This is a genomic window from Cognatiluteimonas lumbrici, from assembly GCF_006476065.1.
Lineage (GTDB): Bacteria > Pseudomonadota > Gammaproteobacteria > Xanthomonadales > Xanthomonadaceae > Cognatiluteimonas > Cognatiluteimonas lumbrici.
Window position 1 is genome coordinate 709,585 of sequence record NZ_ML636798.1, and the last position, 20,047, is coordinate 729,631.

Here is a 20,047-nt window from a genome sequence, read left to right on the forward strand (position 1 = left end):
CGACTCCATGGGAAACCGAACATGGCCCGCATCCTGATCGTCGACGACTCCCCTTCGCAGCTGATGGGCATCCGCCGCATCGTCGAGAAGCTCGGCCACGAAGCGCTGACCGCCGAGGACGGCGCCGCCGGCGTGGAACTGGCCAAGAAGGAACTCCCCGACCTGATCCTGATGGACGTGGTGATGCCGAACCTCAACGGCTTCCAGGCCACGCGCTCGATCACCCGCGAGCCGACCACCAAGCACATCCCGGTGGTGCTGGTGACGACCAAGGACCAGGAGACCGACCGCATGTGGGGCATGCGCCAGGGCGCCTGCGCCTACCTCACCAAGCCCTTCAGCGAGGAAGAGCTGGCCAAGCTCATCCTCGAGACCCTGGGAAGCGGCGACGACCCGGGCCCGGCCGCGGCCTGATCCTTCGCGGGCTCAGGCCCGCTTCCAGTCGCTCCCGAACGCATCGCGCAGCGCAGCGTAGGCCTTGCGCTGCGCTTCGGTGGTCGCCTGCGGCGCCAGCACCTCCAGCTCGACGATCTGGTCGCCCGCCGGGGTGCCCGGCAGGCCGCGGCCGCGCAGCCGCAGCTTGCGGCCGGCCTCCGAGTCCGCGGGGATCTTCAGCTCGACCGGCCCGCCCAGGGTCGGCACGCTGACCGTCGCGCCCAGCGCCGCCTCCCAGGGCGCCACCGGCAGCACGTGGATGATGTTGCGGCCGTCCACCTCGAACTGCGGGTGCGCGGCGTACTCGATCTCCAGGTACAGGTCCCCGCCCTGCGCGCCCTGCCGCGCCAGCCGGATCGCCTGGCCCGGGCGCACGCCCTTGGGCACGCGCACCTCCAGGGTCTTGCCGTTGACGCCGATGCGCACGCTGTCGCCGTTGTAGACCGCCTCCAGCGGGACCGCCAGTCGCGCGCGGGTGTCGCGCGAGGGCTGCGGGCCGCGCGGCCCGCCACCGAAGCCGCCGGCCGCGCCGCGCCGGCGCCCGAACAGTTCCTCGAAGAAGTCGCTGAAGCCGCCGCCCGCGCCGCCTCCGGCGAAGATCTCCTCGAAGTCGAAGCCCTCCGGCCCGCCGCCGCCGTGTCCGAACCCGCCCGGGGGTGGCCGGACCTCGTCGCCGGGGCGGTAGCCGCGCGTGCGCAGCTGGTCGTAGGCCTTGCGCTTGGCCGGGTCGCGCAGCGCCTCGTAGGCCTCGTTGACCTCCTTGAAGCGCTCCTCGGCGTCCGCCTCCTTGCTGACGTCGGGGTGGTATTTGCGCGCGAGCCGGCGATAGGCGGACTTGATCTCCGCCTCGCCGGCGCTCGGCTCGAGGCCCAGGATCGCGTAGTAGTCCTTGAACTGCATGGAACTCCCGTGCCCTTGCCCGAACGTTGGCCCACATTATCGCAGCCGCGCGGCACGCGGGTGTTGACGCCCTTTTCCGGCCGCGGCCGCCTACACTGGCGGCAGCAAGGGACCAGCGACAGGAGCGAGACCATGAGCATCAAGGCCGGCGACCGCTTGCCGGAAGCCACGCTGCAGCGCATCCGCGACGGCGTCGAGAACGTCGACACCCGCGCGCTGTTCGACAACCGCAAGGTGGTGATCTTCGCGGTCCCCGGGGCGTTCACCCCGACCTGCTCGGAGAAGCACCTGCCGGGGTTCGTCGAGCATTTCGACGCCTTCCGCGACAAGGGCGTGGACGTGGCCTGCGTGTCGGTCAACGACCCGTTCGTGATGCAGGCCTGGGCCGAGAGCCAGCACGTCCCGGAGGGCATGATGGTGCTGGCCGACGGCAACGGCGACTTCACCCGCGCGCTGGGGCTGGAGATGGATGCCAGCGCCTACGGCATGGGAATGCGCTCCAAGCGCTACGCCATCTACGCCGAGGACGGCGTGGTACGCGAGGTCCTGGTCGAGGCCCCGGGCGAATTCCGGGTGTCCTCGGCCGAGTACGTGCTCCCGCGACTGCCCTGAGCGACCGGGCGGCCGCCGGCTAGCTTGCCGGCTGCGCCGCCTCGGTGCCGGCCGCGGCCTCCGCGGAATCCGCCGAAGCGTCGGCGTCCGCCTCGTCCTCGAGCGACGCGTCGACGCGTTCGATCGCCTGCAGCGACTCGCCCTCGCCCAGCCGGATCAGGGTCACGCCCTGGGTATTGCGTCCGACCTGCGCGATTTCCGAAGCGCGCGTGCGCACCAGCGTGCCGCCGTCCGAGATCAGCAGGACCTCGTGGCTGTCGCTGAGCTGGATCGCGCCGACCAGCTTGCCGTTGCGCGCGCTGGTCTGCAGCGCGATCACGCCCTGGGTGCCGCGGCCCTTGCGCGGGTACTCCGAGACCGGGGTGCGCTTGCCGTAGCCGCGCTCGCTGGCGGTGAGGATGTCGCCGTCGCCGTCCACCACGATCAGGCTCACCACTTCCTCGCCCTCGGCCAGCTTCATGCCGCGCACGCCGGTGGCGGTGCGACCCATCGGGCGCACGGTGTTGCCGGCGAAGCGCACGGCCTTGCCGTTGCTGGCGAACAGCATGATGTCGCGGTTGCCGTCGGACAGCTCGGCGTTGACCAGGGCGTCGCCCTCGGCCAGGTTGATCGCGATCTTGCCGCGTTGCAGCCGGTAGGCGTATTCGGTCAGCGGCGTCTTCTTGACGGTGCCGTTGCGGGTGGCGAAGAACACGAACAGGTCCTCGCTGTACTCGCGCACCGGCAGCACTGCCTGCACCTGCTCGCCCGGCTCCAGCGCGATCCAGTTGACGATCGGGCGGCCGCGCGCGTGCGGGCCGGCGTCGGGCAGTTGGTGCACCGGCAGCCAGAACACGCGCCCGTTGCTGGTGAAGGTCAGCAGCGTGTCGTGGGTGTTGACCAGCCACAGCTGGTCGATGAAATCCTCGTCCTTGGTCGCCGCGGCGTTGCGGCCGCGGCCGCCGCGGCGCTGCGCGCGGTAGCTGCTGACCGGCTGGCGCTTGGCGTAGCCCGAGTGCGACAGCGTGACCACCACGTCCTCCGGGGCTATCAGGTCGAGGATGTCGAGGTCCTCCTCGCTGGCGCGGATCTCGCTGCGGCGGGGGTCGCCGTACTCTTCCTTGAGGTTGCGCAGCTCGGTGCGGATGACGTCGAGCAGCACGTCGGGATCCTCGAGGATCCGGATCAGGCCGCCGATGGTGTCGAGCAGCTGGCGGTACTCCTCGGTCAGCTTCTCCTGCTCCAGCCCGGTCAGGCGGTGCAGGCGCATTTCCAGGATCTGCTGCGCCTGGACCTCGGTCAGGCGGTACATCCCGTCCAGCAGGCCGACGCCCTTCGGCAGGTCCTCCGGACGCGAAGCCTCGGCGCCCGCGGCCTCGAGCAGCGTGCCGACCAGGCCCGGCGCCCAGGTGCGCGCGAGCATGCGCTCGCGGGCCTCGTTGGGGTTCGCCGAGGTCTTGATCAGCTCGATCATCTCGTCGATGTTGGCGAGCGCGACCGTCAGGCCCTCGAGCACGTGGGCGCGCGCGCGCGCCTTGCGCAGCTCGAAGATGGTGCGCCGGGTGACCACCTCGCGGCGGTGGCGCACGAAGGCCTCGAGCATCTGCTTGAGGTTGAGCAGCTGCGGACGGCCGTCCACCAGCGCCACCATGTTGATGCCGAACACCGACTCCATCGGCGTCTGCGAGTACAGGTTGTTGAGCACCACCTCGGCCGAGTCGCCGCGCTTGACCTCGATGTAGATGCGCATGCCGTCCTTGTCGGACTCGTCGCGCAGTTCGCTGATGCCCTCGAGCTTCTTCTCCTTGACCAGGTCCGCGATCTTCTCGATCAGGCGCGCCTTGTTGACCTGGTACGGGATCTCGGTGACGACGATCGCCTCGCGGCCGTTGTCGGCCGCCTCGATCTCGGCCTTGGCGCGCATGCGCACGCGGCCACGGCCGTTGCGGTAGGCCAGGTGGATGCCGCCGACGCCGTTGATGATGCCGCCGGTGGGGAAGTCCGGACCGGGAACGTGCTCCATCAGCCCGTCGATGTCGATCTCCGGATCGTCGATCAGCGCGATGGTCGCGTCGATCACTTCCGACAGGTTGTGCGGCGGGATGTTGGTGGCCATGCCGACCGCGATGCCGGCCGAGCCGTTGACCAGCAGGTTCGGGAACCGCGACGGCATCACCGTCGGCTCCAGTTCCTTCTCGTCGTAGTTGGGCTGGAAGTCGACGGTTTCCTTGTCGATGTCCGCCATCAGCTCGTGCGTCAGGCGCGCCATCCGCGCCTCGGTGTAACGCATGGCCGCGGCCGAGTCGCCGTCCACCGACCCGAAGTTGCCCTGGCCGTCCACCAGCAGGTAGCGCAGCGAGAACGGCTGCGCCATGCGCACCAGGGTGTCATACACCGACTGGTCGCCGTGCGGGTGGTACTTGCCGATGACGTCGCCGACGATGCGCGCGGACTTGTAGTACGGCTTGTTGGCGTGCGCGCCGAGCTCGTTCATGGCGTAGAGCACGCGGCGGTGGACGGGCTTGAGGCCGTCGCGCACGTCCGGGAGGGCGCGGCCCACGATCACGCTCATGGCGTAATCGAGGTAGCTCCGGCGCATCTCGTCCTCGAGATTGACGGGGATGATGTCCTTGGCGTCTGCAGCCATCTGGGTTCCGGTTTCAGCCGTGTCGGCAAGACGTGAAATTGTACCATGCCGGCGCGTCGAACGCACGCCGGATTCCCCGGAAAATCAATGGCTTGGGAAGGCTTCCCGCATCTTTTCCAGATCCGGGTCGAGAACCACCCCGCGCTCGGTCACGATCGCGTCCACGAGCGTGTGCGGGGTGACGTCGAACACCGGGTTCCAGGCCCCGATCCCTTCGGCCACGGTGCGGCTTCCACCGACCCCGTGCAGCTCCGCGGGATCGCGTTCCTCGATCTCGATCAGGTCGCCGCAGGCGGTCTCCATGTCCACCGTCGACGACGGCGCGACGACCATGAACTTCACCCCGTGGTGGCGCGCGGCGATCGCGAGCTGGTAGGTGCCGATCTTGTTGGCGACGTCGCCGTTGGCGCAGATGCGGTCGGCGCCGACCACCACCCACTGCACCTTGCCCGACTTCATCAGGTGCGACGCCGCAGCGTCGGCGATCAGGGTGGCGTCGATGCCGTCCTGCTGCAGCTCCCACGCGGTCAGGCGCGCACCCTGCAGCCAGGGCCGCGTCTCGCCCGCGTACACCTGCCCCACCCGGCCCTGGGCGACCCCGGCGCGAATCACCCCCAGCGCGGTGCCGAAGCCGGCGGTGGCCAGCGACCCGGTATTGCAATGCGTGAGCACGCCGCTCCCCGGCGCGATCAGCGCCGCGCCCAGCTTGCCCATGGTCCGGTTGGCGGCGAGGTCCTCGCGCTCGATCGCACGGGCCTCGTCTTCCAGCGCCTCGCGCCAGCCGGCGTCGGATGCGGCCAGCAGCGCCGCGCGCATGCGCGCCAGCGCCCAGGCCAGGTTGACCGCGGTCGGGCGCGCGGCGTTGAGGCGCTGCAGCGCCGGCTCCAGTTCGCGCGCGGCCTCGGCCGCGGTGCCGGCGTCGATGTCGCGCGCGGCCAGCACCACGCCCCAGGCCGCGGCGATGCCGATCGCCGGGGCGCCGCGCACGGCCAGGTCGCGGATCGCGGCCGCGACCTCGTCACTGTCGCGGCAGGACAGGTAGTCGGTCGCGAACGGCAGCTTGCGCTGGTCGAGCAGCTCCAGCGCCTCGCCGGTCCAGTGGATCGGACGGACGCGGTCGTAGCGGGCGTAGTCGATGTCGGTGGCCATCCCGCGATTCTACGGCGGCCCATGTGGGAGCGGCGGAAGCCGCGACGCGCTTCCCTCAAGCCGCCCCGAAATCGAACGCCAGCACGTCGGCGATCCGGTCCGTGCCGAGCATCGCCATCAGCAGCCGGTCCACGCCCAGAGCCACCCCGGCGCACTGCGGCAGGCCGTGCGCGAGTGCGTCGAGGAAGCGTTCGTCGATGGGCGGCTGCACCTGGCCACGCGCGGCGCGCACGTGCTGGTCGCGCGCGAAGCGCTCGCGCTGTTCCGTCGCATCCAGCAGCTCGTGGTAGCCGTTGGCCAGTTCCACCGGCCCGAGGTACAGCTCGAAGCGCTCGGCCACGGCGAAGCCCTCGCCGGTGTCGCGCAACGTGGCCAGCGCCGCCTGGGTCGCCGGCCAGTCGTGGACCGACAGCAGCGTGGATGGGTCGAAGGCCGGTTGCAGCCGGTGCGTCATCAGCAGGTCGAGCCAGTCGTCGCGGACCAGGCCCGCGGGGTCGACGGCGACGTCGCCGAGCGCGTTGCGCAGCTCGTCGTCGCCGGCGAGGAACGGATCGAGCCCGAGCCGGTCGCGGTACAGGTCGCGGTAGGCGATGCGCTCGAGCCTGGCGTCGCGCTCCACCAGCGCCAGCGCCATGCGCACCACGTCGGCGGTCTCGTCCACCAGGCGCTGGTGGTCCCAGCCGACGCGGTACCACTCGAGCATGGTGAACTCGGGGTTGTGGCGCACCCCGGCCTCGCCGTTGCGGAACACGCGCCCGAGCTCGTAGCAGTCGCCGACGCCGGCGGCGAGCAGGCGCTTGAGCGGGTACTCCGGCGAGGTCCGCAGCCAGCGCGTGCGCGGGCCGCCGTCGGTGCGCCCGGAGAATCCGACGCTGAAGGAGGCGATGTTCGGCTCGGTGTTGCCCGCATCGGACATCACCGGCGTCTCCACCTCCAGCACCCCGCGCTCCGCGAAGAACCCGCGCACGGCTGCATACAGCCGCGCCCGCAACCGCAGCGCCCCCACCCCCGCCGTCGGCCGCCAGTCATTGGCCATGCTCTTCCAGGAAGGCGATGAGGCGGGCTTCGTCCCAGATGTCGAGGCCGAGGTCGCGGGCCTTGGCGAGCTTGCTGCCGGCGGCTTCGCCGGCGACCACGAAGCTGGTCTTCTTCGAGACGCTGCCGGAGACCTTGGCGCCGAGCGCTTCCAGCCGCTCGCCGGCCTGTTCGCGGGTCATGGACGCGAGGCCGCCGGTCAGCACCACGGTCTGCCCGGCCAGCGGACCTTCGCTGGCGCGGCGCGGCGGGCCTTCCTTCCAATGAACGCCGGCGGCGCGCAGCGCGGCGATCACCTCGCGGTTGTGCGGTTCGGCGAAGAAGTGCGCGATGCGCTTCGCCACCACCGGGCCGACGTCCGGCACCTGCTGCAGCGCCTCCTCGTCGGCCTCCATGATCGGGTCGAGCGCGCCGAAGTGGCGCGCCAACGTCTTGGCGGTGCTCTCGCCGACGTCGCGGATGCCGAGCGCGTACAGCACCCGCTCCAGGCTCGAGGCCTTGCTCGCCTCGATCCCGGCCACCAGGTTCTCGGCCCACCGGGTCGCGACCTTGCCGGCCTTGGCGGTCGCCGGCACGGTGCCGTCGCGCTCGTCGGCGCGGCGTTTCATCTCGACGAAGTCGTCCACGGTCAGCCGGTACAGGTCGGCCACCGTGCGCACGTAGTCGAACTCGACCAGCGCGGTGATGAAGCGTTCGCCCAGGCCCTCGATGTCCATCGCCCTGCGCGAACCGAAGTGGAACAGCGCCTGCACCCGCTGCGCCGGGCAGTACAGGCCGCCGGTGCAGCGCGCGACCACCTCGCCCTCCTCGCGCTCCACCGCGGAACCGCAGACGGGGCATTCGGTCGGCAACTGGTAGGGCGGATGCAGCGGCCTGCCCTTCGCATCCAGCGGCCGCTTGTCCTCGACCACGCGCACCACTTCCGGGATCACGTCGCCGGCGCGGCGCACGATCACGGTGTCGCCCTTGCGCACGTCCAGGCGCGCAACCTGATCGGCGTTGTGCAGGGTCGCGCGGGTGACGGTGACGCCGCCGACGTGCACCGGCTGCATCAGCACCCAGGGCGTCACTGCGCCGGTGCGGCCGACGTTGACCTCGATCGACTCGACCACGGTCGCCTCTTCCTGCGCCGGGAACTTGTGCGCGAGCGCCCAGCGCGGCGCGCGCGACACGAAGCCCATCGCGCGCTGCTGGTCGTACCGGTCGAGCTTGTAGACCACGCCGTCGATGTCGTACGGGAGCGCGTCGCGGCGCGCACCGATGCGTTCGTAGTACGCCAGCAGGCCCTCGACCCCGGTGGCGACGTCCACTTCGGCGCTGACCGGGAAACCGAGTTCACGCAGCCAGGCCAGGGTCTCCGAGTGCGTCGGCGGCAGCGTCGCGCCCTCGACCGCGCCCAACGCATAGGCGAAGAACGCCAGCGGGCGCTGCGCGGTGACGCGCGGGTCGAGCTGGCGCAGCGAGCCGGCGGCGCCGTTGCGCGGGTTGGCCATCGGCTTGTCGCCGCGCGCGCGCGCGGCCTCGTTCCAGCGCTCGAAGTCGGCCTTGGGCATCACCACCTCGCCGCGCACCTCGAGCACCTTCGGCGCCTTGCCGCGCAGGCGCAGCGGGATCGAGCGGACGGTGCGCAGGTTGGCGCTGACGTCCTCGCCGGCGCTGCCGTCGCCACGCGTGGCGCCGCGCACGAAGGCCCCGTCCTCGTAGCGCAGGCTGATGGCGAGGCCGTCGAGCTTGGGCTCGGTGGAGAACACCGGCGCCTCGTCGCCTGTCTCCTTGCCGATCCGGGCCACGAAATCGCGCACTTTGTCGTCGCTGAAGGCGTTGCCCAGCGACAGCATCGGCACCTCGTGCACGACCGTGGCGAACTTGCCGGAAGGCGCCGCGCCGACGCGCATGGTCGGCGAGTTGGCGTCGCACAGCTCCGGGTGCGCCTCCTCCAGCTCCGCCAGCTCGCGCAGCAGCCGGTCGTACTCCGGATCCGCCAGCGTCGGCTCGTCCAGGATGTAATACCGGTAGCTCGCTTCCTCGAGCACCCGCCTCAGTTCCGCGACCCGCGCTTTTGGAGAGTCTTTTTTAGCCACAGATTTCACAGATTTAGAAGGATTGGTTCCGCGCGAGCATCATTGCCACCGCTTTTGCCTTTTATCCTTTTTTCATCTGTGAAATCTGTGGCAAGAATGCCGTTGCGGTCACCAGCGGGAGCGTGAGGGCGGCGGGGCTTCGTGCTGGCGGTCCCAGGCGCGGAGTTCGTCGCGGATGTACTGGATGCGCTGGCGACCGAGGGCGTTGCGGGATTCGTCCAGCAGGACGCCGTCGAGCAGTTCGGTCATGCGCTGCGCCGTCGGCAGCATCATCTCCCAGGCGTCCAGCGCCGCGACCGGCGCCGGCAGGGTCAGGAAGAACGCGATCGCCGGCGTCTCCAGCGACTGGATCGTCGCCATGTCGAAGCTGCCCGGCTTCATGATGTTGGCCACGCTGAACACCGGCCCCTGCTCCGGGCGCCCCTCCACCAGCCGGTGGAACACGTTCATGTGGCCGTAGGTCAGGCCGGTCTTCTCGGCGGCCACCACGATGTCGGGCCCGCGCAGCAGCGCGCCCGCGCGCGCCGCGATGTACAGGGTCACGATCTTCTCGAACTCGCCGCTGCTGCGGCGGCCGGCACCGGGGGCCGGCTGGGCGGACGCGCCCACCGACGGCGCCGGCCCGTCGCCCAGCGGGATCTCGCCCTGCACCGCCTGCTCCTCGCGCCGCGCCGCGTCCTCTTCCTGCATCCGCTGCAGCTGCTCGCCGAGCGTCGGCTCGATCCGCGGCCGGTCGCCGGCGCCGCGGCGCCGGCCCTGGCCGCCGCGCCCGGGGCGGCCGAAGAAGTAGATCGCCGCCAGCAGCAGCACGCCGGCAATGATGATCCCGGTACGCAGGATCCAGACGTCTGACATGGCGGCTCCCTCCTCCGTAGGTCGGCTACGCGGCTCCGGCGAGGCGCGCAGCCTCGGCGAGGTCCACGGACACCAAGCGGCTGACGCCGGGTTCGCGCATGGTAACGCCGGAGAGCTGCTGCGCAGCCTCCATCGTCGCCTTGTTGTGGGTGACGAACAGGAACTGCACCTGCTCGCTCATCTCGGTGACCATCTGCGTGAAGCGGCCGACGTTGGCCTCGTCCAGCGGCGCGTCCACCTCGTCCAGCAGGCAGAACGGCGCCGGGTTCAGCCGGAAGATCGCGAACACCAGCGCCACCGCGGTCATCGCCTTTTCGCCGCCCGAGAGCAGCGAGATATTGGACACGCGCTTGCCCGGCGGGCGCGCCATGATCGCGACGCCGGTGTCGAGCAGGTCGTCGCCGGTGAGTTCGAGGTAGGCGTGGCCGCCGCCGAACAGGCGCGGATACAGCTCCTGCACGCCGGAGTTGACGCGGTCGAAGGTGTCCTTGAAGCGGCCGCGGGTCTCGCGGTCGATCTTGCGGATCGCCTCCTCCAGCGTCTCCAGCGCGGCCACCAGGTCGGTGTCCTGCGCGTCCAGGTACTCCTTGCGCTGCGCGGCCTCGGCGTGCTCCTGGATCGCCGCGAGGTTGACCGGCTCGAGCCGGCGCAGCTTCGCGTCGAGGTCGGTGACGGTCTTCTCCCAGTCGGCCAGCACCGCGTCCTCCGGCAGGCTCCCGACCACGTCCTCGAGCACGAAGCCGGCCTCGACCACCGCGGCCGACAGCTGCTCGGCGCGGATCACCAGCGCCTGCTGGTCGAGCTTGCGCTGGTTGATCTTCTCGCGCTGCGCCAGTGCCTGCTCGTCGCGCTGGTGTCGGGTCTGTTCGTAACTGCGCAGTTCGTTGTCGATGGCCTCGAGCGCTGCACGCGCCTCGCCCAGCGCCTTCTCGGTGCGCACGCGCTCCTCCAGCGCGGCCTGGCGCTCGGCCTCGAGCGCCTTGACCGGGCTGTCGCCCTGCGCGAGCTGCGCCGAGAGTTCGCCCAGACGGCTGTCGATCTGGCCGCGCTGTCCGCCCATGCGCTCCAGCGACTGCGCCAGCGCGGCGGCCTGCGCGCGCTGGGTCTCGACGGTCAGCGCCAGCGCATGCGCGGCTTCGGCGGAAGCGCGTGCGGCCTGGCGGGCAGCATCGCGGGCCTCGCCCAGGCGTGTGCGCTCGGCATCCAGCGCCGTGCGTGCGTCCTCGAGCTCGGCCATGCGCGCCACCGCCTGGTCCAGCCGCGCGCGCGCCTCGCGCGCCTGCGTGCGGCTGGTCTCGAGCGTCTCGGCGAGCTGCGCGGTGTCGGCGTCGATCTTCTCGATCCGCCCGCGCGCCGACTCCAGCCGGCCCTGCTGGCTCTGCAGCTGGCCGGCGAGCTCCGACACGCCACGGTGCGCCAGGTACAGCGCGCGCTGCGCGTCCTCGCGCTGCTGTTCGGCGACCAGCGCGCGGTCGCGCCACGCCGCCAGTCCGCGCTCGAGTTCCTGCTCGCGGTGCTGGAGCTGCTTGATCTCGCCGCGCAACGCCTGGATCTCGCGCTCGCGCAGCAGCGCGCCCTGCTTGGCCGCGCCCGAGCGCAGCACGCGCACCCAGCCGGCACCGAGGCGCTCGCCGGCGCGCGTGACCACCGATTCGCCCTCGCCCAGCCGCGGCAGCAGCGCGCGCGCATCGGCCAGGGTCTCGGCCGCGTGCAGCTTGCCCAGGATGCGGCGGATCGCCGCCGGGCCCCGCACCTTCGCGGCCAGCGAGGTGTCCGGATAGCGCTCTTCGGCGGCGCCGGCGTCGACCAGCGCCAGGCGTCCCTCGCCGAGCTCGCCGAGAGCATCCACCAGCGCCTCGGGCGATTCCACCAGCACGCCCTCGATGAGCTGGCCGAGCGCGCCTTCGACGGCGTTCTCCCAGCCCGGCTCGACCTGCAGCGATTCGCCGACGCGCGCGGCCGAGTCCAGCCCGCGCTGGCGCAGCCACTCCACCGCCGCGCCCTGCTCCTGCCCGAGCGCCGCGTGCTGCAGCGTCTCCAGCGAGGACAGGCGGCCGCGCTTCTCCTGCGCCTCGCGGCGCACGTTGCTGAGCTCGGCCTGCGCGGCGCGCTGCTGGTCCTGCAGCTCGGTGACCGCCTGCTTGCGCGATTCGACCTCGGCGGCCATCCCGTCGAGCGCCCCCTTCTGTTCGTCGTGCTGCGCCTGCAGCGCCGCCAGCGATTCGCCGAGCGCGGCCACGTCCAGTCCGCCGCGTTCGCCGGCGAGCGTCTCGCGGCGGCGCTCGGCGTCGAGCGCCTGGCGGTCGAGGTAGTCCACGCGGGTGCGCTCGACGTCGGCGGCGCGCGCGGCCTCGGACTGCTCGCGCGCATGCGCGTCCCAGCGCTGCTGCCAGTCCGCCAGCCTCGCCTCCGCGTCGCGCAGCGCTTCCTGGCGAGCGCGGTCGTCGGCCTGCAGTTCCGCCAGCTTCGGTTCGGCTTCGGCGATCGCCTCGCGCAACGAGGCCAGGCGCGCCTCGTCGCCGCTGATGTGGGTGCCGATCTCGGCCAGCGCCGCCTGCGCCTCGTCGCGCGCGCGCTGCAACCGCTCGGCCATCTCGCGCTGGTGGGTGATCTGCTGCTCGATCCGGGCCAGCGTGCCGCCGACCTGGTAGACCTCCGCCTGCGCCTTGTTCAGCGCCTCGCTCGCCTGCTCGCGGCGCACCCGGTCCTCTTCGATCCGCCGCTCGGCCTCGCGCTGGCCGGCGATGAGCTCCTGCAGTTTCGTCTCGTCCTGGGCCATCGCCTCGCGCAGCGACTTCAGGCGCTCGTCCAGGCCGCGGAACTCGAGCGCCTTCCACTCGGCGTCCTTGACCCGGCGCTCGGCCTGGATGGCCTGGTACTGCTCGGCCTGGCGGGCCTGGCGCTTGAGGTGGTCGAGCTGCTTGCCGACCTCCTCGCGCAGGTCGGTGAGGCGTTCGAGGTTCTCGCGGGTGTGCTTGATCCGGTTCTCGGTCTCGCGGCGGCGCTCCTTGTACTTGGAGATGCCGGCGGCCTCCTCAAGGTACACGCGCAGGTCCTCCGGGCGCGCCTCGATGATCTGGCTGATCATGCCCTGCTCGATGATCGAGTAGCTGCGCGGCCCCAGGCCGGTGCCCAGGAACAGGTCGGTGATGTCGCGGCGGCGGCACTTGCTGCCGTTGAGGTAGTAGCTGGACTGGCCGTCGCGGCCGACGGTGCGCTTGACCGAGATCTCGTCGTAGGCGCCGTACTCGCCGGTGATGGTGTGGTCGGAGTTGTCGAAGATCAGCTCGACCGTGGCCTGCGACACCGGCTTGCGCGCCGACGAGCCGGAGAAGATCACGTCGGTGAGCGAATCGCCGCGCAGGCGGCTGGCCGCGCTCTCGCCCATCACCCAGCGGATCGCGTCGATGATGTTGGACTTGCCGCAGCCGTTCGGGCCGACCACGCCGGTCATGTTGGTCGGCAGGTGCAGCGTGGTCGGATCGACGAAGGACTTGAAACCGGAAAGCTTGATCGTGGACAGGCGCATGCGGCGTCGTCGGCCCCGTGATAAAGGGGAAGTATACCGGGGCTTTGCTAATGTGCCGGGGCACCCGTGCAGGCGATCCACCCCATGGCCGACCCGGTCCTGCTCGCCGACATCGGCGGCACCAATGCCCGCTTCGCCCTGGCCGACCCGGGCGCCGCGATGCCGTTGCTGGAAGACAGCATCCGCGGCTTCCCGGTGGGTGCGTTCGGCTCGCTGGCGGAGGCCGGGCGCCACTACCTCGACGCGCTGGGCGCGCGCCCCTCGCGCGCGGTGTTCGCGGTCGCCGGGCGGGTCGAGGACGACCTCGCGCGCATGACCAACCATCCCTGGGTGGTCTCGCGCCAGCGGGCGCTGGAGGCGCTGGGGCTAGAGTCCGTGGAACTGGTCAACGACTTCGTGGCGCAGTCGATGGCGGTCGGGCTGCTGGGAGAGGACGACATCGCCGTGCTCGGCGCGCCCGCGCCGCTGCCCGCGGACGGCAGCGACCGTACCTGGGCGGTGATCGGACCCGGCACCGGGCTCGGCGTCGGTGCGCTGGTCGCGCGCGAGGGCCGCACCTGGGCGCTGGCAACCGAGGGTGGCCACGCCAGCTTCGCCCCCGGCACCCCGGAGGAGATTGCCATCCTCGAACGGCTGTCCGGGGAGTTCGGGCGGGTCTCCAACGAACGCATCGTCAGCGGCGGCGGCCTGGTCAACCTGCACCGAGCGATCAGCCAGATCGCCGGAGTCGATCCCGGGCCGATGCGCCCGGAGGACGTCACCGCGGGGGCCGCGGCCGGCGACCGCCGCTGCATGCGCGCGGTGGACGTGTTCTGCGCCGTGTTCGGCGCCATCGCCGGCGACCTGGTGCTGACCATGGGCGCCTGGAGCGGGGTCTACCTCAGTGGCGGGATGGTGCCGCCGCTGCTCGATTCCCTGCAGCACTCCGGCTTCCGCCAGCGCTTCGAGGGCAAGGGCCGCTACGCCCCGGCGATGGCGCGCGTGCCCACGATCGCGGTGCTGCATCCGCAGCCGGGCCTGCTCGGCGCAGCGGCGCTGGCGGTGGCCGCGTGATCGACTTCCACGCACTCGGAAACACCGACGCCTGGCGCTGGGCCGCGGCGGTCGCCATTGCCGGCGCCCTGCGCCGACGCCTCTCGGAGGCGCCGCGTGCGCGGCTGCTGGTCTCCGGGGGCAGCACCCCGGCCCCGGTGTTCGAAGCCCTGTCGCAGGCGCCCCTGGACTGGGAGCGGGTGGACGTGGGCCTGGTGGACGAGCGCTGGCTCGAACCCGGCGACCCCGACACCAACGCGGTGCTGGTGCGCGAGCACCTGCTGCGCGGCGCCGCCGCGCGCGCACGCTTCGAGGTGCCGCGCGCCCCGGGCCAGTCGCTGGACGAGGCCGTGGCCGTGGCCAATGCGCGCGCGGCCGAGCCGCCCGCGGTGCTGGTCCTGGGCATGGGCGGCGACGGGCACACTGCTTCGCTGTTCCCGGGCATGCGCGGGCTGGACGCGGCGCTGTCCACCGACGCCGCCTGCGTGGCCGTGGACGCCACCGGCTGCCCGGGCGCCGGCGCCTGGCCGATCCGGCTGTCGCTGACCCCTTCCGGCATGGCCGCCGCCCGGACCCGCCTGCTGCTGTTGCGCGGCGAGGACAAGCGCATCGTGTTCGAACGCGCCCGTGCCGGCACCGACGCGCGCGAGCTGCCGGTCCGCGCCGCCCTCGCCCTGCCCGGGGAGCCGCTGCAGGTCTACTGGTCGGCCTGAGCCGCCTGGGTGGTCGATGCGCGCACCACCAGTTCGGGCGCGACGCGATGGTGGCGCACCGCGCCGCCCTCGGTCGTCCCGTCGAGCAACATCACCAGCGCCTCGGCGCCCATCGCGGCGATGTCCACGCGCAGCGTGGTCAGCGGCGGGCTGGCGTGCCGCGCCAGCGGGATGTCGTTGAAGCCGGCCAGGGCGATGTCGCCGGGCACCCGCAGCCCGGCGCGCTGGAACGCGAACAGGCAGCCCAGCGCCATCATGTCGTTGGCCGCGAACACCGCGTCCGGGCGCGGTTCCATGGCCGCCAGCAACTGGCCGGCGCGGGCGCCCGAGGCGGCGTCGAAATCCCCGGGGACCACCACCGGGCCGACCGACGGCAGCAGTTCCGCCATCGCGTCCAGGTAGCCGCGGCGCCGCTCGCTGGCGTTGAAGTGCGGCTCGCGTCCGCCGATGAAGGCGATCCTGCGATGGCCGCGTTCCACGAGGTGCCGCACCATCGCCATCGCCCCGGCGTGGTTGTCGACACCGAAGGTGCCGGCGCCGGCGATCCCGGGGTCGCTGTCGAGCAGCAGCACCGGCAGCGCTGCCGGCAGGCGTGCGGCCTCCAGGTCGAAGCCGGCGTACGGTGAGATCGCGAGCAGCCCGTCCACGCGCCGGCGCATGGAACGCAGGGCCTTGCACTGGCTGTCGGCGCTGGCGTGGTGCCCGGACACCAGCAGCTGCAGGTCGCGCTCGCGCGCCGCGCGGTCGATCCCGCACATCAGTTGCGCGAACACTTCGCAGGGCAGGTCCGGCAGCACCACGCCGATGGTGTGGTGGCGGCGGCTGCTCAGCGAGCGCGCCGCGTGGTGCGGGCTGTAGTCCAGCGATTCGGCGATTTCCAGGATCCGTTCCCGGACTTCCTTGCCGACGTTTTCGCGCCCGTTGAGGGCGCGTGACACGGTGGCGACGGAGACGTTCGCCAACCGCGCGACATCCTTGATCGTGACGCTCATGGGCCTGCGGGTGCTGCAACCAACGACATGAAACTAACCGATGGTGCGCTGCAACAGCATCAGCGCCCCTCGCCGGGCGCGCGTGCCTGGATGGCGAGCGCGTGGATGTCGGTCTGCATCATGTCGCCGAGCGCGGCATAGACCGCGCGGTGGCGGGCCAGCGGAGCCAGGCCGGCGAACGCGGCGCTGGTCAGTGCCACGGTGAAGTGCCCGCGTCCGTCGCGGGCGCCCTCGTGGCCGACGTGGCGGTGGCTGTCGTCGGCGATCTCCAGCGCCTCCGGGGCGAACGCCGCTTCCAGCAAGGCGCGCATGCGCGCGACCCGCGCGCTGTTGTCCGGGACGCTCACGGCAGCACCGGGCGGAACGGGCGCACCTCCACCCGTTCGTACACGCCGGCGGCGACGTAGGGGTCGGCCTCGGCCCAGGCCCGGGCCTCGGCCAGCGACCCGAACTCGGCGATCACGATGCTGCCGGAGTAGCCGGCCGGGCCGGGATCCTCGGCGTCGATCGCCGGGCACGGCCCCGCCAGCAGCAGCCGGCCGGCGTCGCGCAGCGCTTCCAGCCGCGCCAGGTGCGCCGCGCGCGCCTGCTGCCGCCGCGCCAGCACGTCGGCGCCGTCATGCCCTTCGATCGCGTACCACATCGCAGTCGCTACCTTGCTCCGGAGCCCGCGATTGTATGCGACGGGTGCTGGACAGCCCCCCGACCGTCCCCGTACCCTTGCAGCCATCACCGGTCGCCCGGGTTCCACAAGGCGCCGGCAAGCCTTCACTTCTTCCCCCGGCAGCCGCCGCCCGAGCGTGGCGCGCAGCGCATGCTGCCGGGGAATGCACGGTTTCCACCGATGCCAGTCGATGACGCCAGAGCCAGCTAGCGGCACCCCCGCGGGCACCGCAGGACACAACGGCAGTACCCCGCCGCAGCAGCAGGAAATGCCGCTGGCGATGGTACTCGGCCAGCCGGTGGTCGAGATACCGCGCGACCTGTACATCCCGCCGGACGCGCTGGAGGTCATCCTCGACGCGTTCGAGGGCCCGCTGGACCTGCTGCTGTACCTGATCCGGCGGCAGAACCTGGACATCCTCGACATCCCGGTGGCGGAGATCACCCGCCAGTACGTGGACTACATCCAGGCCATGCACGAGATGCGCTTCGAGCTGGCCGCCGAGTACCTGGTGATGGCCGCGATCCTGGCCGAGATCAAGTCGCGGATGCTGCTGCCGCGCTCGGAGCTGGCCGAGGACGAGGAAGGCGACCCGCGCGCCGAGCTGGTGCGCCGGCTGCAGGAGTACGAGCGCTTCAAGCAGGCGGCCGAGGACCTGGACGGCCTGCCCCGGCTGGAGCGCGACACCAGCACCGTGTCGGCGTTCGTGCCCGACCGCGCCGCGGTGCGGCTGCCGCCGCCGGTGGACCTGCGCGAGATGCTGCTGGCGCTGCACGACGTGCTCAAGCGCGCCGAGCTGTACACCCAGCACGCGATCAAGCGCGACGCGCTCAGCGTGCGCCAGCGCATGGGCGAGCTGCTGCAGCGCCTGCGCGACGGCAGCTTCCACCGCTTCGAGTCGCTGTTCGAGCCGCGCGAGGGTCGGCTCGGGGTGGTGGTGACCTTCCTCGGCCTGCTCGAGCTGGCCAAGGAACGGCTGCTGGACATCGTCCAGGAGCAGCCGCAGCCCCCGGCGCTGGTCGGCCCGATCTACGTGAAGTCGCTCGCGGCGGAAGCCGGCGAGGACGCCGCGGCCGGCCTGGCCAGCGAGTTCGACGACGAGCCCGGCGAAGGCGCCAGCGCCTGAACCGGCACGACAGCATTGCACACAGGACAGGACACAGGACCGGATCCCGCATGGACCAGGCACTGATCACCCGCATCGTCGAGGCCGCGCTGCTGGCCGCCAACCAGCCGCTGACCGTGGCCCAGTTGCACGGGCTGTTCCCGCTCGACGAGCAGCCGCCTGAAGGCGCCGTTCAGCAGGCCCTCGCTACCCTGCAGGAGGCTTGCGGCGACCGTGGCGTGGAACTGGTCGAGGTCGCGTCGGGGTACCGCTACCAGGTCAAGGCCGACGTGCACCAGTGGGTCGCGCGGCTGTGGACCGAACGCCAGACCCGCTACACGCGCGCCACCCTGGAGACGCTGGCGCTGATCGCCTACCGGCAGCCGATCACCCGCGGCGAGATCGAACAGGTCCGCGGCGTCGCGGTCAACAGCAACATCATCAAGGCGCTCGAGGAGCGCGACTGGATCCGCGTGGTCGGCCACCGCGACGTTCCCGGCAAGCCGGAACTGCTCGCAACGACCAAGGCGTTCCTCGACTACTTCGGGCTGAAGCGGCTGGACGACCTGCCGCCGCTGTCCGAGCTCAAGGACATCGGCGAGCTGGAACCGCAGCTCGCGTTCGACGGCGCCGCCGAGGCGCAGGCGAAGGCCGACGCGATGGCGCTGGGCGACATCCCGGCCAACGACGACGACGACGACGACGGCAACCAAGCCGACACCAACACCGACATCGACGCGGCAACCGCCGACGAAGACGCAGACACCAGGCAAGAAGAAGCAGATGAGTGAACAGGAAGACAAGGGCAGCCGCCGGCTGACCCTGAAGCGCGGCGATAGCGCCGCCCCGGCGCAGCCGAAGCTGGAGGAGCGCCTGCACAAGGTGCTGGCGCAGGCCGGGCTCGGCTCGCGGCGCGCGCTCGAGCAGCGCATCGCCGACGGCATGGTCAAGGTCAACGGCGAGGTCGCCACGGTCGGCATGAGCATCGCCGGCGGCGCCCGCATCGAGATCGACGGCCGCAGCTTCGTCGCCACCGTGCTGACCGAGCCGCCACGGGTGCTGATGTACAACAAGCCCGAGGGCGAGGTCACCACGCGCGAGGATCCCGAGGGCCGCCCGACCATCTTCGACTCGCTGCCTGCGCTCAAGGGCGCGCGCTGGATCTCGATCGGCCGCCTCGACATCAACACCACCGGCCTGCTGCTGCTCACCACCGACGGCGAGCTGGCCAACGCGATGATGCACCCCTCGCACGAGATCGAACGCGAGTACGTGTGCCGCGTGCGCGCGCCCGAGGGCGAGGACACGGTGTCCGACAGGATCGTCGACCGCCTGGCGCGCGGGGTCGCGCTCGAGGACGGCCCGGCGAAGTTCGACGCGATCGAGCGCATCGGCGGCACCGACTCGCATGACTGGTTCCGCGTACTGCTCAAGGAAGGCCGCAACCGTGAGGTGCGCCGGCTTTGGGAATCGCAGGGCTGCCAGGTCAGCCGCCTGAAGCGCGTCCGGTACGGCAGCGTGGAACTCCCGCAGCCGCTGCTGCGCGGGCAGACCCAGGAACTCCCCCCCGACCGCGTCGACGCTCTGCGCAGGCAGCTCGGCCTCGAGGAAGGCACCCCGAGCGCGCTGACCCTGCAGCCGGTGATCGGCCAGCGCAAGGCGGCCAAGTCGACCGTGCACGTCGGCGGGCGCAGCGGGGCCGGCTACGTCGGCGGCCACAACACCGCCGACGAGGGCCGCGAACTGCGCCGCTTCGACCACGTGCGCGAAGACCGCCGCGGCGGCCGCGGGCGCAAGCCCCACGGCGGCCTGACCGTCAGCGGCGAGGCCGCGGCCAAGCAGGCCAACAAGGCCTTCAAGCCGAAGGGTCCGCGCCAGCCCGGCCAGCGCCGCGGCAAGGGCCAGGGCGGCGCCGGCCAGGAAAACCCGGCGGCGTTCCGTACCTGGTACGTGCCCGACGGCGTCGATACCGGCCCCAGCGGACACCGCAACCCCGACGGCGCCCGCGGCGCCAGGCGCGGCGCCGGTCGCAACGGTCCCGCCGGCGGCAAACCGCGCAACGGCAGCGCCCCCGGCGCGCGCCGCGAACAGCGCCCGGGCAGCGCCAAGGCCGCGCATCCCTACGGCCATCCCGGCAACGCGCCGAGCTTCCCCTCCGACCACGCCAACCCGGGCGGCTTCAATCCGTACGGCGACAAGCCGCGCGGCCCGCGCCCGGGTGCGCGCCCCGGCGGCCGGCCTGGCGGCCGTCCCGGCGGCGGACCGCGCGGTCGCGGCAAGCCCGGCGGGGGCAAGCCCGGCCCGCGCTGAGGCCGCTGC

At 71.9% G+C, this 20,047-nt stretch carries 16 protein-coding genes and 1 pseudogene; 7 read left to right on the forward strand and 10 right to left on the reverse strand.

Features of this window, described 5'->3' with window-relative positions; translation table 11 throughout:
* Nucleotides 1–21: 21 nt before the first annotated feature.
* Nucleotides 22–414: a twitching motility response regulator PilH gene (gene pilH, locus E4F25_RS03455; RefSeq protein ID WP_140908839.1), complete on the forward strand. Its 393-nt coding sequence runs from the start codon at nt 22–24 to the stop codon at nt 412–414.
* Nucleotides 415–426: 12 nt separating this feature from the next.
* Here pilH and E4F25_RS03460 read toward each other — a convergent pair whose 3' ends face one another.
* Nucleotides 427–1,335: a DnaJ C-terminal domain-containing protein gene (locus E4F25_RS03460; RefSeq protein WP_140908840.1), complete on the reverse strand. Its 909-nt coding sequence runs from the start codon at nt 1,333–1,335 to the stop codon at nt 427–429.
* 132 nt (nt 1,336–1,467) lie between these two features.
* Between E4F25_RS03460 and E4F25_RS03465 the strand changes: the two genes are divergently transcribed.
* On the forward strand, nt 1,468–1,947 hold the full coding sequence (locus tag E4F25_RS03465) for a peroxiredoxin (protein ID WP_140908841.1): 480 nt from the start codon (nt 1,468–1,470) through the stop codon (nt 1,945–1,947).
* 19 nt (nt 1,948–1,966) lie between these two features.
* Here E4F25_RS03465 and gyrA read toward each other — a convergent pair whose 3' ends face one another.
* From gyrA to smc, 6 genes are all read right to left on the reverse strand, one after another.
* The gene (gene gyrA, locus E4F25_RS03470) at nt 1,967–4,573 is read right to left on the reverse strand and encodes a DNA gyrase subunit A (RefSeq protein WP_140908842.1); all 2,607 of its coding nucleotides are present in this window, start codon (nt 4,571–4,573) and stop codon (nt 1,967–1,969) included.
* A gap of 84 nt (nt 4,574–4,657) precedes the next feature.
* A complete protein-coding gene (gene mtnA, locus E4F25_RS03475; RefSeq protein ID WP_140908843.1) occupies nt 4,658–5,722 on the reverse strand; it encodes an S-methyl-5-thioribose-1-phosphate isomerase in 1,065 nt (354 codons plus the stop codon).
* Between the two features lie 55 nt (nt 5,723–5,777).
* Nucleotides 5,778–6,758, reverse strand: coding sequence for an EF-P lysine aminoacylase EpmA (epmA, locus tag E4F25_RS03480; RefSeq protein ID WP_140908844.1), 981 nt, complete (start codon nt 6,756–6,758; stop codon nt 5,778–5,780).
* Nucleotides 6,748–8,838 carry an NAD-dependent DNA ligase LigA gene (gene ligA / locus E4F25_RS03485; protein WP_140908845.1) on the reverse strand — a complete coding sequence of 697 codons (2,091 nt, stop codon included), beginning with the start codon at nt 8,836–8,838 and terminating at the stop codon, nt 6,748–6,750. The genes epmA and ligA overlap by 11 nt, the downstream gene beginning before the upstream one ends.
* A gap of 108 nt (nt 8,839–8,946) precedes the next feature.
* Nucleotides 8,947–9,693 (reverse strand): cell division protein ZipA, encoded by a 747-nt coding sequence (gene zipA, locus E4F25_RS03490; RefSeq protein ID WP_140908846.1) that lies wholly within the window; start codon nt 9,691–9,693, stop codon nt 8,947–8,949.
* Nucleotides 9,694–9,718: 25 nt separating this feature from the next.
* A complete protein-coding gene (gene smc / locus E4F25_RS03495; RefSeq protein ID WP_140908847.1) occupies nt 9,719–13,222 on the reverse strand; it encodes a chromosome segregation protein SMC in 3,504 nt (1,167 codons plus the stop codon).
* A gap of 84 nt (nt 13,223–13,306) precedes the next feature.
* Here smc and glk point away from each other — a divergent pair, with 84 nt between their 5' ends.
* Together glk and pgl are read left to right on the forward strand one after the other, a co-directional pair.
* Nucleotides 13,307–14,275, forward strand: a complete 969-nt coding sequence (glk, locus tag E4F25_RS03500) for a glucokinase (RefSeq protein ID WP_140908848.1) — start codon at nt 13,307–13,309, stop codon at nt 14,273–14,275.
* Nucleotides 14,272–14,967, forward strand: a complete 696-nt coding sequence (pgl, locus tag E4F25_RS03505; protein ID WP_140908849.1) for a 6-phosphogluconolactonase — start codon at nt 14,272–14,274, stop codon at nt 14,965–14,967. Before glk ends, pgl begins: the two co-directional genes overlap by 4 nt.
* On the opposite strand, the gene E4F25_RS03510 is transcribed toward pgl, so the two are convergent.
* Genes E4F25_RS03510 through E4F25_RS03520 form a run of 3 tightly spaced genes read right to left on the reverse strand, consistent with a single transcriptional unit; the run spans nt 14,952 to nt 16,602 of the window.
* Nucleotides 14,952–15,959 carry a LacI family DNA-binding transcriptional regulator gene (locus E4F25_RS03510; protein ID WP_140908850.1) on the reverse strand — a complete coding sequence of 336 codons (1,008 nt, stop codon included), beginning with the start codon at nt 15,957–15,959 and terminating at the stop codon, nt 14,952–14,954. The two genes, pgl and E4F25_RS03510, sit on opposite strands and share 16 nt — an antisense overlap.
* Nucleotides 15,960–16,018: 59 nt before the next feature.
* Entirely contained in the window at nt 16,019–16,270 is a 252-nt protein-coding gene (locus E4F25_RS03515; protein ID WP_140910304.1) for a BolA family protein, read from the reverse strand.
* 32 nt (nt 16,271–16,302) lie between these two features.
* On the reverse strand, nt 16,303–16,602 hold the full coding sequence (locus tag E4F25_RS03520; RefSeq protein WP_140908851.1) for a YciI family protein: 300 nt from the start codon (nt 16,600–16,602) through the stop codon (nt 16,303–16,305).
* Nucleotides 16,603–16,813: 211 nt separating this feature from the next.
* Between E4F25_RS03520 and E4F25_RS03525 the strand changes: the two genes are divergently transcribed.
* The 3 genes and pseudogenes from E4F25_RS03525 (at nt 16,814) to E4F25_RS03535 (ending at nt 20,038) form a co-directional block, all read left to right on the forward strand.
* Nucleotides 16,814–17,749, forward strand: coding sequence for a segregation and condensation protein A (locus E4F25_RS03525; protein ID WP_140908852.1), 936 nt, complete (start codon nt 16,814–16,816; stop codon nt 17,747–17,749).
* A 50-nt stretch (nt 17,750–17,799) separates the two neighbouring features.
* Nucleotides 17,800–18,495 (forward strand): annotated as a pseudogene (gene scpB, locus E4F25_RS03530) (SMC-Scp complex subunit ScpB); the annotation flags it as partial.
* 16 nt (nt 18,496–18,511) lie between these two features.
* Nucleotides 18,512–20,038 (forward strand): pseudouridine synthase, encoded by a 1,527-nt coding sequence (locus tag E4F25_RS03535; RefSeq protein ID WP_140908854.1) that lies wholly within the window; start codon nt 18,512–18,514, stop codon nt 20,036–20,038.
* Nucleotides 20,039–20,047 lie beyond the last annotated feature (9 nt).

Excerpts from the sequence above, each read along its gene's own strand:
- pilH (WP_140908839.1), top strand. The coding sequence starts at position 22 with ATGGCCCGCATCCTGATCGTCGACGACTCCCCTTCGCAGCTGATGGGC.
- E4F25_RS03460 (WP_140908840.1), bottom strand. The coding sequence starts at position 1,335 with ATGCAGTTCAAGGACTACTACGCGATCCTGGGCCTCGAGCCGAGCGCC.
- E4F25_RS03465 (WP_140908841.1), top strand. The coding sequence starts at position 1,468 with ATGAGCATCAAGGCCGGCGACCGCTTGCCGGAAGCCACGCTGCAGCGC.
- gyrA (WP_140908842.1), bottom strand. The coding sequence starts at position 4,573 with ATGGCTGCAGACGCCAAGGACATCATCCCCGTCAATCTCGAGGACGAG.
- mtnA (WP_140908843.1), bottom strand. The coding sequence starts at position 5,722 with ATGGCCACCGACATCGACTACGCCCGCTACGACCGCGTCCGTCCGATC.
- epmA (WP_140908844.1), bottom strand. The coding sequence starts at position 6,758 with ATGGCCAATGACTGGCGGCCGACGGCGGGGGTGGGGGCGCTGCGGTTG.
- zipA (WP_140908846.1), bottom strand. The coding sequence starts at position 9,693 with ATGTCAGACGTCTGGATCCTGCGTACCGGGATCATCATTGCCGGCGTG.
- smc (WP_140908847.1), bottom strand. The coding sequence starts at position 13,222 with ATGCGCCTGTCCACGATCAAGCTTTCCGGTTTCAAGTCCTTCGTCGAT.
- glk (WP_140908848.1), top strand. The coding sequence starts at position 13,307 with ATGGCCGACCCGGTCCTGCTCGCCGACATCGGCGGCACCAATGCCCGC.
- E4F25_RS03510 (WP_140908850.1), bottom strand. The coding sequence starts at position 15,959 with ATGAGCGTCACGATCAAGGATGTCGCGCGGTTGGCGAACGTCTCCGTC.
- E4F25_RS03515 (WP_140910304.1), bottom strand. The coding sequence starts at position 16,270 with ATGCGCGCCTTGCTGGAAGCGGCGTTCGCCCCGGAGGCGCTGGAGATC.
- E4F25_RS03520 (WP_140908851.1), bottom strand. The coding sequence starts at position 16,602 with ATGTGGTACGCGATCGAAGGGCATGACGGCGCCGACGTGCTGGCGCGG.
- E4F25_RS03525 (WP_140908852.1), top strand. The coding sequence starts at position 16,814 with ATGACGCCAGAGCCAGCTAGCGGCACCCCCGCGGGCACCGCAGGACAC.
- E4F25_RS03535 (WP_140908854.1), top strand. The coding sequence starts at position 18,512 with ATGAGTGAACAGGAAGACAAGGGCAGCCGCCGGCTGACCCTGAAGCGC.